Source organism: Kribbella pittospori (assembly GCF_004331465.1).
GTDB classification, from domain to species: domain Bacteria; phylum Actinomycetota; class Actinomycetes; order Propionibacteriales; family Kribbellaceae; genus Kribbella; species Kribbella pittospori.
Genome location: NZ_SJKB01000007.1, coordinates 437,414 through 450,985 on the forward strand (window position 1 = coordinate 437,414; position 13,572 = coordinate 450,985).

At 68.4% G+C, this 13,572-nt stretch carries 14 protein-coding genes; 6 read left to right on the forward strand and 8 right to left on the reverse strand.

From position 1 onward, the window contains the following. Positions 1–5 precede the first annotated feature (5 nt). Genes nuoL through E0H73_RS24190 form a run of 4 tightly spaced genes read left to right on the forward strand, consistent with a single transcriptional unit; the run spans position 6 to position 6,002 of the window. On the forward strand, positions 6–1,877 hold the full coding sequence (gene nuoL / locus E0H73_RS24175) for an NADH-quinone oxidoreductase subunit L (protein WP_131360309.1): 1,872 nt from the start codon (positions 6–8) through the stop codon (positions 1,875–1,877). Beyond that, positions 1,874–3,397 carry an NADH-quinone oxidoreductase subunit M gene (locus E0H73_RS24180; protein ID WP_131360311.1) on the forward strand — a complete coding sequence of 508 codons (1,524 nt, stop codon included), beginning with the start codon at positions 1,874–1,876 and terminating at the stop codon, positions 3,395–3,397. Before nuoL ends, E0H73_RS24180 begins: the two co-directional genes overlap by 4 nt. Further along, positions 3,397–4,983, forward strand: coding sequence for an NADH-quinone oxidoreductase subunit NuoN (gene nuoN, locus E0H73_RS24185; RefSeq protein ID WP_420323432.1), 1,587 nt, complete (start codon positions 3,397–3,399; stop codon positions 4,981–4,983). Before E0H73_RS24180 ends, nuoN begins: the two co-directional genes overlap by 1 nt. Then, positions 4,980–6,002, forward strand: coding sequence for a polyprenyl synthetase family protein (locus tag E0H73_RS24190; RefSeq protein ID WP_131360315.1), 1,023 nt, complete (start codon positions 4,980–4,982; stop codon positions 6,000–6,002). Before nuoN ends, E0H73_RS24190 begins: the two co-directional genes overlap by 4 nt. Here the strand turns inward: E0H73_RS24190 and E0H73_RS24195 are convergent. Then, a complete protein-coding gene (locus tag E0H73_RS24195; protein WP_131360317.1) occupies positions 5,986–6,381 on the reverse strand; it encodes a hypothetical protein in 396 nt (131 codons plus the stop codon). The genes E0H73_RS24190 and E0H73_RS24195 overlap by 17 nt on opposite strands. Before the next feature lie 85 nt (positions 6,382–6,466). Between E0H73_RS24195 and E0H73_RS24200 the strand changes: the two genes are divergently transcribed. Further along, entirely contained in the window at positions 6,467–7,027 is a 561-nt protein-coding gene (locus E0H73_RS24200; protein ID WP_131360319.1) for a hypothetical protein, read from the forward strand. On the opposite strand, the gene E0H73_RS24205 is transcribed toward E0H73_RS24200, so the two are convergent. From E0H73_RS24205 to rarD, 6 genes are all read right to left on the reverse strand, one after another. Continuing rightward, positions 7,024–8,532, reverse strand: coding sequence for a phospholipase D-like domain-containing protein (locus tag E0H73_RS24205; protein WP_131360321.1), 1,509 nt, complete (start codon positions 8,530–8,532; stop codon positions 7,024–7,026). The genes E0H73_RS24200 and E0H73_RS24205 overlap by 4 nt on opposite strands. 28 nt (positions 8,533–8,560) lie before the next feature. Beyond that, entirely contained in the window at positions 8,561–9,034 is a 474-nt protein-coding gene (locus E0H73_RS24210; RefSeq protein ID WP_131360324.1) for a cupin domain-containing protein, read from the reverse strand. Positions 9,035–9,062: 28 nt separating this feature from the next. Continuing rightward, positions 9,063–10,034, reverse strand: a complete 972-nt coding sequence (locus E0H73_RS24215; protein ID WP_202867552.1) for an MFS transporter — start codon at positions 10,032–10,034, stop codon at positions 9,063–9,065. After that, complete coding sequence (locus tag E0H73_RS46630) at positions 10,001–10,471, reverse strand: MFS transporter (protein WP_202867533.1); 471 nt, start codon at positions 10,469–10,471, stop codon at positions 10,001–10,003. Before E0H73_RS46630 ends, E0H73_RS24215 begins: the two co-directional genes overlap by 34 nt. A 45-nt stretch (positions 10,472–10,516) precedes the next feature. Beyond that, positions 10,517–10,999 carry an RrF2 family transcriptional regulator gene (locus E0H73_RS24220; protein WP_131360326.1) on the reverse strand — a complete coding sequence of 161 codons (483 nt, stop codon included), beginning with the start codon at positions 10,997–10,999 and terminating at the stop codon, positions 10,517–10,519. A 66-nt stretch (positions 11,000–11,065) separates the two neighbouring features. Further along, a complete protein-coding gene (rarD, locus tag E0H73_RS24225) occupies positions 11,066–11,983 on the reverse strand; it encodes an EamA family transporter RarD (RefSeq protein ID WP_131360328.1) in 918 nt (305 codons plus the stop codon). A 141-nt stretch (positions 11,984–12,124) separates the two neighbouring features. On the opposite strand from rarD, the gene E0H73_RS24230 reads away from it, so the two are divergent. Continuing rightward, complete coding sequence (locus E0H73_RS24230) at positions 12,125–12,877, forward strand: sugar phosphate isomerase/epimerase family protein (RefSeq protein WP_131360330.1); 753 nt, start codon at positions 12,125–12,127, stop codon at positions 12,875–12,877. Here E0H73_RS24230 and E0H73_RS24235 read toward each other — a convergent pair. Continuing rightward, complete coding sequence (locus tag E0H73_RS24235) at positions 12,874–13,530, reverse strand: hypothetical protein (protein ID WP_131360332.1); 657 nt, start codon at positions 13,528–13,530, stop codon at positions 12,874–12,876. The two genes, E0H73_RS24230 and E0H73_RS24235, sit on opposite strands and share 4 nt — an antisense overlap. Positions 13,531–13,572: the final 42 nt, after the last annotated feature.

Sequence of the window (13,572 nt, forward strand, 5' to 3'; positions counted from 1 at the left end):
CACCGATGAGTCATGAGCTGACGTGGCTGCTGGTCGCGGTCCCGGCCGTGTCCGCGGCGATCCTGCTGCTCGGTGGCAAGGCCACCAACGCCTGGGGTCACCTGCTCGGCACGCTGGCACCGCTGATCGCATTCGCCTTCGGCGTCGTTCTGTTCGTCCAGATGCAGGGCCTCGGCAGTGAGGAGCGGTCCGAGACCTTCAAGCTCTTCGAGTGGTTCTCGGTCGGCAGCATCAAGGTCGACTTCAGTCTGCTGATCGACCCGCTGTCGATCCTGTTCGTGCTGCTGATCACCGGTGTGGGTTCGCTGATCCACATCTACTCGATCGGCTACATGGAGCACGACGACCGGCGGCGCCGCTTCTTCGGCTACCTGAACCTGTTCATCGCCTCGATGCTGCTGCTGGTGCTCGCGGCCGACTACCTGCTGGTGTTCGTCGGCTGGGAAGGCGTCGGCCTGGCGTCGTACCTGCTGATCGGGTTCTGGCAGCACAAGAACTCGGCCGCGGTCGCCGCGAAGAAGGCGTTCGTGGTGAACCGGGTCGGTGACATCGGCCTCTCGCTCGCGGTGATGAGCATGTGGGCGCTGTTCGGTTCCTCCGCCTTCTCGACCGTCGACGCCGGCGCCGAGCACCTCTCCTCGACCTGGGCCACGCTGCTCGGGCTGATGCTGCTGCTGGCCGCCTGCGGCAAGTCCGCACAGGTGCCGCTGCAGTCCTGGCTGCTGGACGCGATGGAGGGCCCGACCCCGGTGTCGGCCCTCATCCACGCCGCGACCATGGTCACCGCGGGCGTCTACCTGGTGGTCCGTTCGAACGCGATCTACGAGGTCACCGACGCCGCCTCCACCGCGGTGGTGATCGTCGGTACGGTGACCGCGCTCGCCGGTGCGATCATCGGTTGCGCCAAGGACGACATCAAGAAGGCCCTGGCCGGTTCGACGATGAGCCAGATCGGCTACATGATGCTCGCCGCGGGTCTCGGCCCGGTCGGCTACGCCTTCGCGATCTTCCACCTGCTCACGCACGGCTTCTTCAAGGCCAACATGTTCCTCGGTGCCGGCTCGGTGATGCACGGCATGAACGACGACGTGAACATGCGGCACTACGGCGCTCTGAGCAAGTACATGAAGGTCACCTTCGTGACGTTCGCCTTCGGCTACCTGGCGATTCTCGGCATCCCGCCGTTCTCCGGCTTCTTCAGCAAGGACCACATCATCGAGGTCGCCTTCGCGGAGAACTTCGTGGTCGGTCTCTGTGCGCTGCTCGGCGCCGGCATCACTGCGTTCTACATGACGCGGCTGATGATGATGACCTTCTTCGGCGAGAAGCGCTGGGAGAAGGACGTGCACCCGCACGAGTCGCCGAGCGTGATGACCGGTCCGCTGGTCATCCTGGCGATCCTCTCGCTGGTCGGCGGTGCGCTCTACTTCGTCGGCCACTGGATCGTCGACTGGCTGGAGCCGGTGACCGGTTTCGAAGAGGCCGAACCAGGGATCAGCCCGCTGGCGATGACGCTGATCATCCTCGCGGTCGTGGTCGTCGGCGCTGCCATCGGTGTCGTGCTGTTCCGCCGGGACATCCCCCGCGAGGCGCCCGTCCGGGTCTCGCCGGTCACCACGTTCGCCCGCCGTGACCTGTACGGCGACGCGCTGAACGAGACAGTCCTGATGCGCCCGGGTCAGTACCTCACCCGGACACTGGTCTGGTTCGACAACCGCGTGGTGGACGGCCTGGTGAACGGGCTGGCCGCACTGTGCGGTGGGATGTCCGGCCGGCTCCGCCGGTTCCAGACGGGCTTCGTCCGTTCGTACGCACTCAGCATGGTCTTCGGCGCCGCACTCGTGGTCGTCGCCCTCCTCGCGGTGAGGTTGTCGTGAACATCGGTTGGTTGACCCTGTTACTGCTCCTGCCGTTCGTGGGGGCGATCGTGACGATGCTCGTGCCCAGGGCGAAGGCGCTGCTGGCCAAGCAGGTCGCGCTCGGCTTCTCGCTCGTCACGCTGGTGCTGACCGCGATCGTTGCGATCGGCTACAACCGCAACGGCGCCGAGGACTACGCCGAGACCTACACCTGGATCAGGGCCTTCGGCGCGCACTACGCGCTCGGCCTCGACGGGGTCGGCGTCGTCCTGGTGGTGCTGACCGCACTGCTGACGCCGATCGTGCTGATCGCCTCCTGGAACGACGCGCAGAACGGCCGCTGGTCGGAGAAGTCCTTCTTCGCCTGGATCCTCGGCCTGGAGGCACTGTCGATCGGCGTGTTCGCCGCCACCGACGTGTTCCTCTTCTACGTGCTGTTCGAGGCCACGCTGATCCCGATGTACTTCCTGATCGGTGGCTTCGGCGGCGCCCAGCGCTCGTACGCCGCGGTGAAGTTCCTGCTCTACTCGCTGCTCGGCGGTCTGCTGATGCTGGCGTCGGTGGTCGGTCTGTACGTCGTCTCGGCCAAGCAGGGCGCCCCGTCGTACCTGCTCAGCGACATGATGAAGCTCGACATGAGCCAGAACACCGAACGCTGGCTGTTCCTCGGCTTCATGATCGCGTTCGCGGTGAAGGCGCCGATGGTGCCGTTCCACACCTGGCTGCCGGACGCCGCCGGTGAGGCGACGCCGGGGACGTCGGTGCTGCTGGTCGGCATCCTGGACAAGATCGGCACCTTCGGGATGATCCGGTACTGCCTGGGCCTGTTCCCGAACGCGTCCGAGTGGGCCACCCCGGTCGTCCTGGTGCTGGCGCTGATCTCGGTCCTGTACGGCGCGCTGCTGGCGATCGGGCAGACCGACATCAAGCGGCTGATCGCGTACACCTCGATCTCGCACTTCGGCTTCATCGTGATGGGTATCTTCGCGCTGACGTCGCAGGGACTGACCGGGTCGACGCTGTACATGTTCAACCACGGTCTCTCCACCGCCGCGCTGTTCCTGGTCGCCGGGTACCTGATCTCCCGGCGCGGATCGGCCCGGATCGCCGACTACGGCGGGGTGGAGAAGGTGGCACCGGTCCTGGCCGGCACGTTCCTGTTCGCCGGCCTGTCCAGCCTCGCGCTGCCCGGTATGTCGCCGTTCATCTCCGAGTTCATGGTGCTGGCCGGGACGTTCAGCCGGCACAAGGTGATCGCGGTGATCGCAGTGGTCGGTATCGTGCTGGCCGCGCTCTACATCCTGCTGATGTACCAACGCCTGATGACCGGGCCGGTCCGCGACGGGATCGACAAGCTCAAGGACCTGAACGTGCGTGAGGTACTCGCGATCGCTCCGCTGATGGTGCTGATCGTCGGCCTCGGAATCTTCCCGAAGCCGATCGTCGACATCATCAAGCCGGCGGTGGAGTCGACCATGCAGCACGTCGGTGTGACCGACAAGGCACCGCAGATCCCCGTGACGGAGGGACAGAAGTGATCGCGCACATCCTGCCGCTGGCGGACTTCACCGCGCCGAAGATCGAGTACAGCGAGCTGTCGCCGCTGCTCGTGGTCTTCGGTGCGGCGTGTGTCGGCGTCCTGGCCGAGGCGTTCCTGCCTCGCCCGCTGCGGCACCTGGTGCAGCTGACGATCACGGTGGTCGCCGTGCTCGTCTCCGGCGTGCTCACCGGCATGCTGATGAACGACAACAAGGAGCTGATCGCGGCGCAGGGCGCGATCTCGGTCGACGGCCCGGCGCTGTTCACCTGGCTGGTCCTGCTGGCGCTGACGCTGATCAGCGTGCTGCTGTTCGCCGAGCGGTCGGTCGACGGTGGGCTGTCCGCGTTCGCCGGCCAGGCGGCCGCCGTACCGGGGTCCGAGGCCGAGCGCGAGGGCACCGCGGCCAAGGTCGAGCACACCGAGATCTTCCCGCTGACGCTGTTCGCGGTCGGCGGCATGATGCTGTTCGCGTCGGCCAACGACCTGCTGGTGCTGTTCGTCGCGCTCGAGGTGTTCTCGCTGCCGCTGTACCTGCTCTGCGGCCTGGCGCGTCGTCGCCGGCTGATCTCGCAGGAAGCCGCGATGAAGTACTTCCTGCTCGGTGCGTTCTCCTCGGCGTTCCTGCTGTTCGGCATCGCGCTGCTCTACGGGTACGCCGGCACCATGTCGCTGGGCGGGATCTCGGACGCGCTGTCCACCCAGACCGGTGGTGACACGATCCTGCTGGCCGGGACCGGACTGGTCGCTGTCGGCCTGCTGTTCAAGGTCGGCGCCGTACCGTTCCACTCCTGGACCCCGGACGTGTACCAGGGCGCTCCGACCCCGGTCACCGGGTTCATGGCGGCCTGCACCAAGATCGCCGCGTTCATCGGGCTGATGCGCGTCTTCTACGTCGCGCTCGGCGGCACCCGTTGGGACTGGGCGCCGATGATGTGGATCGTCGCGATCCTCACCATGGTGGTCGGCTCGGTTGTGGCCATCACCCAGACCGACGTGAAGCGGATGCTGGCCTACTCGTCGATTGCGCACGCGGGCTTCCTGCTGACCGCGTTCGTCGGGCTGGCGCAGGCCGGGAACGGCGTACACAACGGGATCACGTCGACCCAGGCGGTGCTGTTCTACCTGGTCTCCTACGGCTTCGCGACCGTCGGCGCCTTCGCCGTCGTCACGCTGGTGCGGGACGCGGGCGGCGAGGCCACCCACCTGTCCCGGTGGGCCGGACTGGGCAAGAAGTCGCCGCTGCTGGCAGGTATCTTCGCCTTCTTCCTGCTCTCCTTCGCCGGTATCCCGCTGACCGCGGGCTTCACCGGCAAGTGGGCCGTCTTCAGCGCGGCCTGGACCGGTGGCGCGTGGCCGCTGGTGGTGGTCGCCGTACTGTCCAGCCTGGTCGCCGCGTTCTTCTACGTCCGCGTGATCGTGCTGATGTTCTTCTCCGACCTCCCGGCCGACGCGCCGGACGTCGCCCTGCCCGGCTGGCAGACCACGAGCGCGGTCGCGCTCGGTCTCGCCGCCACGGTGGTGCTCGGTCTGGTTCCCGGGCCGCTGCTCGACCTGGCGGCGCGAGCAGGTGAGTTCATCCGGTGAGTCCGTCCCCGCTGCCGGCCGAGAGCCTGGGATTCGCGTTCGCCGACGAGGCGCTCGAGTCCCGGGTTCGCGACGGCCTGGAGTCGGTCGAGCGGGAACTGCACGACGCGACCCAGTCCGAGGCGCCGTTCGTCACGGCGGCCGCGCAGCACGTCATGGTTGCCGGCGGCAAGCGGTTCCGGCCGCTGCTGGTGCTGCTGGCGGCCGAGTTCGGTCCGTCGCCCGCCGCCCCTGAGGTGATCAAGTCGGCAGCCGTGGTCGAGCTCACCCACGTCGCGACCCTGCACCACGACGACGTGATGGACGAGGCCGCGCTCCGGCGTGGGTCGTCCACCGCGAACGCCCGGTGGGACAACTCGGTCGCGATCCTGTCCGGCGACTGGCTTTTCGCCCGGGCGTCGGACCTGGTCGCCGATCTCGGTCCGGAGGCGGTCCGGATCCAGGCCCGTACTTTCGGCCGGCTGGTCGAGGGGCAGATCCGCGAGACCCTCGGTGTTGGCGAGGGCCAGGACCCGCTGGCGCACTACCTGTCGGTGGTGGCCGACAAGACTGGTTCGCTGATCGCGACCTCGGCGCTGTTCGGAGCCCGGTACGCCGGTGCGCCCGAGGAGGTCCAGGAGTCGCTGCGCGCCTTCGGCGAGGAGATCGGCGTCGCGTTCCAGTTGGCCGACGACATCCTCGACATCGCGTCGGAGTCCGACCAGTCCGGCAAGACGCCCGGCACCGACCTCCGCGAAGGCGTGCCGACGCTGCCGGTGCTGATCTTTCGCGCACAGGCCGACCCCACTCAGCCGGACGACGCTCGCCTGCTCGCGTTGCTTGACTCCGATCTGTCCGACGACGCCCGCCTGGCCGAGACGATCGAGTTGCTGCAGGCGCACCCGGCGTTCCGTCAGGCCGAGGACGACGTACGCCGCCGCGCAGCCGACGCCCGCAAACTCCTCGCCGACCTCCCCGAAGGCCCCGCCCGCGAAGCCCTCGACTCCCTCTGCGACCTAGTAGTCACCCGCTCCGTCTGAACAGCCCTCTCAGTCCGCGGGGTCTGGCGTTCAGCTCCTCGGTCATGGCCGTGAGGGCTGCCCAGCGCTCGTCCTCGGTCGACTGAAGCGACGGCGGCAACTGCTTCTCCGGCAGCCGGCGCCGCCGGGCACAGGGCCGTGCCTTGCCCTCGAGGTGCTCGATCGCCGCCAGCATCACCGCCGGAGTGACGCCGCGCGGGCCGTCCGGCCAGAGCTTGGCGGCGCGACCGGACTCCTGCAGTTGGCCGGCCCGTTCGCCGATGCGTTTGGCCTCTACGGCGGTGAGCTTGGCGGCCCGCTCGGCCAGTTCCGGCTCGCCGAGCCGCCACAACTGCCGGGCGATCGAGATCGGAGGAGTGCGGATCACGAAGCTGCCCATCCGCCGATGATGCCGCAGCCGAGGGCGAAAGCGAATTGAAAGCGTGGCGTGGTCCTCTGTCGGTCTGAGACCGGGAGGTGCGTGGGTGAGCACAGTTGAGCAGGTGGAGCGGCGGCCGTGGGTGGTGCGGCGGTGGCCCGCGGCGGCGGGGATTGCGGCGGCGGCGTTCGCGGGGTGGGGAATAGAAGGCGGTGCCGACGTGGCGGCGATCGTGACAGCGTCGGGGTTCGTGTATCTGGGATCCGCTGCCCTGCAGCGCCGGAACGCCGCCTGGCCGGTGTTCGCCGTCAGCTTCGTTGCCGTCGGAGTGGGGACCAGAGTCGAGGGTGTCAACGCGACCTGGGTCATGCTGGCACTGGCCGCCGTTCTCGCCGTGTACGGCGTGCTCCGCGGCGCACTGCGCCCGCCGTGGGGCATGCCCCTCCAAGCCGCTGCACTGGTGGTCCTGGCCGCGGCAGCACTCGTCGCAGTCCAGGCGAACCAAACCCTGGCCGGACTCCTCGTGGCCGCCGGCCTCTTCTTCCACGCCTGCTGGGACACCTACCACCACCGCACCCGCCGAGTGGTCGCCCTCTCGATGGCCGAGTTCTGCGCCGTCCTCGACACCCTCCTCGCCATCGTCGTACTCGTCGTCACCTTTGCCTAGAAGGAGTTGCGGTGCCGGCGGGGGCGGCCGTCGGGGTCGTAGAGGTGGCGGGCCAGCCAGCCGGCCCAGGGGGACTGGAGACGGGAGACGGGCTGCGGGTGGTGCGGGCGGATCCGGCCAGGTGGCCGTGGCCCGAGGCAACCATTTGAATGCCAGGCGTCGAGCCTGGCGGCCGTCTCGCGCCACTGGTCGAAGCCGGCCAGCGGGTCGAGCTCGGGATCGTCGGTGCCGAGGTGTTCGGACCACAGTTCCGACCGCAGCGAACGGGCCAGGTCCTCGGAGTCGACCGCACAGGTCAGCTCGCTGTCGTTCGTCCAGGACCGGCGGTTGAAGTTGTCGGATCCACACGTCAGCCACTGATCGTCGACGATGCACACCTTCGCATGCACATAGATCGGTACGCCGGCTTCGTTCTCCAGGTTGTAGACCGCCGCGCGGTCCGAGTCCAGCAACCGCAACGCCTCCAGTTGGGCGTACCGAGCCGGCGGGCCGCTGATCCGCCCGTCCTGGTCCGGATAGCGCGGCACGACCGCGATGATCCGCAGCTCGGGCGACCGTACCAACGCCTCCCGCAAGCACTGGGTCACCGCCGCGGACCAGAGGTACTGATCCTCCACGTAGATCAGCGACCGTGCCCGCGCGAACGCCTTCAGGTAGCCACGGGCCACACTGTGCTCCCCGCGCGGCGCGAACGGGAACCCTGGATGCTTGTGCGCGTACGTCCGCAGCACCTGCACAGCGTGCGGTCCGGCCGCGGGCGGATCGGGGAACGCCTCCGGCAGATCCTCAGGATGCCGCGGCATCCGCGCCAGCCGCTGGATCACCATCCGGTACGGCGTCCGCCGGTCGAGCGGATGCGCATCGTCCCAGCGTTCGACGAAGCAGCGCAGCAGATCGCCCACCGCCGGACCCCGGATCTCGAACATGACGTCGTGCCACGGGGCCCGGGATCCGTACCGCGCATCCATCGGCACCGGCTGCGGATCACCCAGATGCCGTTCGTCGTCACGCCGTCCATGGCACAGATCGATGCCGCCGACGAAGGCGACGTCCGCGGCCGGATCGTCACGATGCCGGATCACGAACAGCTTCTGGTGGTGCGACGCCAGCCGACGGACCCGCTGGTCGAGCAGCACCTCGCCGCCGGCTTCGTTCAGTTCGGTCCCGAGCTGCTGGTTCTGCTGGGAGTTGAAGTTCAGGTGGTCCGAGTGGGACCGCCACAAGAGCGCCCGGACCTCGACCCCGGACCGGGCGAGGTCGCAGAGCACCGAACCCAGTCCGGGACCGCCCTCGACCAGCACCTCGTCCGGATCACCGCGCCAGTCGGTGAAGTACACCCGGTCTCCCGGCCGCAGGGCGCACAGTTCGTCGTACAGATGGCGGAAGTACGTCGCGCCGTGCACCAGGGCCTGGACTCGGTTGCCCTCCGTCCAGGCTCCGTCGGCGTCGATGTCCGTCGCCGGGTTACCCCGCTCGGCGGCGGTCAGGAACCAGTCATGCCTCATCAGGTCCCAGTGCCCGCCAGCGGCCCGTTCATGACTGGCGGGCCTGCCAGACCGGGCTGTCGACGTAGTGGTTGTCGTAGAGGTTGCTGGTCTCCGCGAGTTCGGAGGGGGCGGTTTCGCCGCGGTAGACGCGTTCGAGGAGGCGGTAGTAGTCGAAGCGCGGCTTCGCGTGGGTGAGGACGAAGAAGACCTCGGCGGCCTCGTCGCCGGCGGCCTCGAAGGCGTGCGGAGTGTTCGGCGGTACGACGAGTACGTCGCCCTTGGCCAGGGTGATGATGTCGTCTCCGAGCAGTACGCGCAGGCTGCCGGAGAGGACGAAGAACAGTTCGGACGCTTCCTTGTGCTGGTGCGGGGGAGCGCTGTCCTTGCCGGGCCTGAAGAACGAGCGGTGGCTGGTCAGGTGACCGCCGGTGTCGGTGACGTCGGCGAACAGGGTGACTCCGGCGGCGGGCAGGCCCTCGGCCTCGGCGGCGCGAATCAGGGCAGGCTGGATGGTGCTCATGACGGTTTCTCCTTCGGTAGTTGGGAAATCAGTTGCTGATGGCATCGACCAGGACCGGCGTACGGCGCCGGCCGGTGAGCGCGATCGCGGCGGTGACGACGACCCCGGCCGCGGTGAGCAGGACGGCGAGCCGGAGCCCGTGGGTGGTCGCCGTACGCAGCGACTCGCCCGTCAGGCCGGCCGTGCCGCGGTTGGCGATGGCCACGAGGATCGCGAGACCGACCGCGTTCCCGATCTGCTGACCGGTCGACGCCATCCCCGAGCCGATGCCCTGGTACTCCGCGGCGACGCCGGTGGACGCGGCGGCGAACATGGTGCTGAACGCGCTGCCCTGGCCGAAGCTGAGGATCAGCAGCGCCGGGACGAGGACGCCGTACGACGCGTTGCTCGACAGGACCAGGCCGAGGAGCGCGACACCGACCGCGGACACGGACAGACTGACCGCGAGAGTCAGATGGAGACCGAACCGCGTCGCCAGCCGCCCGCCCAGGTTGGAGCCGACGAAGATCGCCAGCATCGGGAGCAGGTACGCCAGGCCAGTCTCCAGCGCGTTGTAGCCGAGGACGTCCTGGAAGTAGACGGTCTCGAAGTACAGCAGCGTTCCCAGCGTCGCGGAGAACAGCAGGATCACGGTGACGCCGTTGCGGAGATTGCGAACGCGCAGCAATCTCAACGGCAGCAGGGGATCCGGCGACCGCAGTTCGATCAGGACGAACGCCGTCAGCAGTACGACGCCGGCCGCGACCGCGGCCACGCTGACACCGTCCCACCCAGTCGCCGGCCCCTGCACGAGCGCGAACACCACCGCGGTGATCCCCGCCGTCGCAGTCACCGCGCCAGGTACGTCGAACCTGCGGTGACCGCGATCCGTCCCGTCGACCGGGAGCAGGATGATCGCCGCCACCACACCGATCGCGGCGAGCGGGACGTTGACGAAGAAGATCGCCGCCCAGCCGAAGGACTGAGTCAGAACGCCACCCAGCAGCGAGCCGAGCGCCATCCCGCTGCCGCCGGCCGCGCCCCAGATCGAGAAGGCCCGGTTGCGTTCCCGGCCTCTGCGAACAGCGTGCCGATCAGCGACAGCGTGGCGGGCGCGAGGACGGCACCGCCGAAACCCTGCACCGCCCGGGCGCCGACCAACAGGCCGGGTTCGGTCGCGAAACCTCCGGCCAGCGACGAGGCGCCGTACAGGATGAGACCGGCGGTGAACATCCGGCGCCGGCCGAGCAGGTCGGACATCCGGCCGCCCAGCAGGAGGAACCCGCCGAAGGCGACGGCGTACCCGCTCACCACCCATTGCAGGTTGTGGGCGGCGAAGCCGAGGTCGCGGCCGATGTCCGGGACGGCGACGTACACGATGGTGTAGTCGATCGAGATGATCAGCTGGGCGAACGCGAGCAGCGACAGGATCAGTGGCCTATTCGGGATATTTGACATCCAGAATCAACTCCTGGGTCTGGACGGAGAGGTCGTGGGTGAAGGTCAGGACTTGAGGTTCGCGAACCGGTTCCGGGTGCTGGCGGGAGCGTCCGGAGACGTGCTCACCACCCGCTCTGCGATGTCCGCGATGGTCTGGCCGGCCAGCGTACGGCGATAGGTCAGCTCCGCGGAGCGCATCGCCTGGGAGACCACGCAGACCCTGGTGTAATCGGCCTTCGGGTCGGCGCCCGGGCCCTCCTTCAGGATCTGCGTGCAGCGAAACGCGTCGTCCGGCCCGTCGATCGCGACCACGATGTCGAGCAGGGTGATCTTGGACGGGTCGCGGGCCAGCTGGAAGCCGCCCTTCGGTCCGGAGACCGAGGTGAGGATGCCGGCCCGCGTGAGCGCCTGGAGCTGTTTGTTCAGGTACGCCGTGGGAAGGTTGTAGAAGGCGGCGAGTCGCTTGGCGGTGACCGCCTCGCCGGGCAGCCAGCTGAGATTCACGCAGCTGTGCATCGCCCACTCGACGCCCTCGTTCATCTTCATAACCTGGATACTAAATGTCCTGAATCCCGATCGTCAAGCGAGTGATCGCAGTCGTCAAGCGACTGATCACACCGCGGAGGCGGTGACCGCGGCGCGTTCGATCGCGATGGTGCGGCGGCGCCGGTTCATGCTGTCGAGGGTGAAGATCACCAGCGCGACCCAGACGAGCCCGAAGCCGGCCCAGCGCATCGGCGACATCTCCTCGTGGAACACCAGCACGCCGCAGATGAACTGCATGATCGGCGCGATGTAGTTCAGCAGGCCCAGCGTCGTCATCGAGACCCTGGTCGCGGACGCCCCGAAGAGCAGCAGCGGTACGGCGGTGATCGGCCCGGTCAGCAGCACCAGCGTGAGATAGCCGGCGCCGTGATGTGTGACCGTCGACTGACCCTGCGCGCCGAGTACGACGATCGCCGCGAGTGCGAGGGGTGCCACGGTGGCGGACTCGATCGCCATTCCCTCGATCGCTCCGGCGCCGGCCTGCTTCTTGGTCAGCCCGTAGAACCCGAACGAGAAGGTGAGGATGATCGCCACCCACGGTGGCCGGCCGTTCTCGATCGTCAGCCCGGCGACCGCGACGAAGGCGACCGCGAGCGCGACCCACTGTAGGGATCGCAGCCGCTCCTTCAGCACCACGACGCCGAGCAGCACGGTGAACAGCGGAGTGATGAAGTACCCGAGCGACGTCTCCACCACCCGGCCGTGGTTCACCGCCCAGATGTAGGTGCCCCAGTTGGCCGAGATGAGGAACGCGGCCGCGATCAACGGCCACCGGCGCCGCGGCTCCCGCAGCAGCGCCCTCACCTGGCCGAACTTGCGCAGTACGACGACCAGGATCGCGATCGTCACCAGCGACCACACGACCCGGTGGGCCAGCAGTTCGATCGCGCCGGAGTGGTCCAGCAGCTTCCAGTAGAGCGGGAACAAGCCCCAGATCAGGTAGGCGGCGAACCCGTAGATGAACCCTCTGCGCTGCTCTGGCACGCCGTCAGACTATGCCCACGCGACAGTCGCATCCAATTGCTTTGCTCATGACGTGAGACGGGCCGGAGTCCAGCACCCGTGTCACCGGGGAGCCGCTGGTGCGATGCGGTTGGATAGAGGGGTGGACACGAGGAGGCACGCGTGGGTGTGAGGACCGGTCTGGTCTCGGTGACGTTCCGCCAGTTGCCGGCCGACGAGGTGGTGGAGCTGGCGGCGAAGGCCAGTCTCGGGGCGATCGAGTGGGGTGGTGACGTGCACGTCCCGCTCGGCAATCTGGTCACCGCCAAACGGGTGAAGGCGCTGTGCGACGTCCACGGGTTGGGGATCGCGGCGTACGGCTCCTATCTGCGGGCTGGCAGCATCGACCGCGAGGAGATGCGCTCCGCGGTTGCCACTGCCGAGGCCCTCGGCGCGCCCCGGATCCGCGTCTGGGCGGGCAACGTCGGTACGGCGCAAGCGGGCGTGGGGGACCGGATGGCGGTGACGCGCGGGCTGGCCGAGCTGGCCGATGTGGCAGCCTCGTCCGGCATCGAGATCGCGATGGAGTTCCACCGCAACACGCTGACCGACGAGGTCGACTCCACCATCACGCTGCTGCTCGACGTCGGGGCTCCCAACCTCAAGACGTACTGGCAGCCGCCCGTCGACCTGGACGACGCCCAGTGCCTCGACCAGCTCGAAGCCCTGATGCCGTGGCTGACCACCGTCCACGTCTTCTCCTGGTGGCCGTCGAACACCCGGCTCCCGCTCGCGGGCCGCGAGTCCCTGTGGCGCCCGGTCCTGGACCGCCTCGCGGCCGAGCCTCGCGAGATCAACGCTCTCCTCGAGTTCGTCGCCGACGACTCGCCGGAGCAGCTGGCCAAGGACGCCGCCGACCTGCACGCCTGGGTCTAATTGACGGGTAGGTAGAGAGCGATCACGAGCTCGCCGCCGGTGGGACGGCCCGAGCTGATCCGGTAGTTGGCCGTCTTCGGCGTGTCCTGCGCGAGTTCGGTCGTCCAGCCGAAGCCGCTGGACGCGGGCGCTCCGTCCTGGTCCGCGGCCAATCCACCCCAGCGAGTGCGCACCTCCGGACCGAGATTCGTGTTGCCGTGGACCCACAGGAACGGCGTCCTGGCCGGTGTGGTGAGCTCCACCTTCCCGCGCGAGGCCGGCACGACCTCGGCCCGGACGAAGCGGTAGCGGGTGCCGTTGTCCTCCTTCTCCTTGTCGAGGTCGACCCCGTTCACCGTGACCTGCGGTCCCGCGTCGTAGATCGCCACCCCGATTCTTGCCTTCGGCACCGACATCGGCCGGCCGAACTTGTCCACCAGGCGTGCCGTCACCTGCACGGGCCGACCGGCCGGCACGGCCAGCTGGATGTGCTGGCTCGTGTCGAGCTGAGCCTGGTCGCCGATCGCGGGATAACCGTTCCCCGAGTTCCCGTCGCTGAGCCGCACCTGGATCCGGTACTCGACCTGGCCGGGCGGGGCGTAGTCATCCGGGTTCCCGACCGTCTGCACGACCACGGACCGGCTGGAGGCGACGAAGCTGGTGCCGACCTGCATCGCGGTCGGACGGATGGTTGCCTTCGCGTCGGAAAGTTTCGC

Bases quoted from the DNA above. Each gene is read 5' to 3' on its own strand.
- nuoL (WP_131360309.1), top strand. From the start codon at position 6: ATGAGTCATGAGCTGACGTGGCTGCTGGTCGCGGTCCCGGCCGTGTCC.
- E0H73_RS24195 (WP_131360317.1), bottom strand. From the start codon at position 6,381: ATGGGCAGCTTCGTGATCCGCACTCCTCCGATCTCGATCGCCCGGCAG.
- E0H73_RS24205 (WP_131360321.1), bottom strand. From the start codon at position 8,532: ATGAGGCATGACTGGTTCCTGACCGCCGCCGAGCGGGGTAACCCGGCG.
- E0H73_RS24210 (WP_131360324.1), bottom strand. From the start codon at position 9,034: ATGAGCACCATCCAGCCTGCCCTGATTCGCGCCGCCGAGGCCGAGGGC.
- E0H73_RS24215 (WP_202867552.1), bottom strand. From the start codon at position 10,034: ATGGCGCTCGGCTCGCTGCTGGGTGGCGTTCTGACTCAGTCCTTCGGC.
- E0H73_RS46630 (WP_202867533.1), bottom strand. From the start codon at position 10,471: ATGTCAAATATCCCGAATAGGCCACTGATCCTGTCGCTGCTCGCGTTC.
- E0H73_RS24220 (WP_131360326.1), bottom strand. From the start codon at position 10,999: ATGAAGATGAACGAGGGCGTCGAGTGGGCGATGCACAGCTGCGTGAAT.
- E0H73_RS24235 (WP_131360332.1), bottom strand. From the start codon at position 13,530: ATGCAGGTCGGCACCAGCTTCGTCGCCTCCAGCCGGTCCGTGGTCGTG.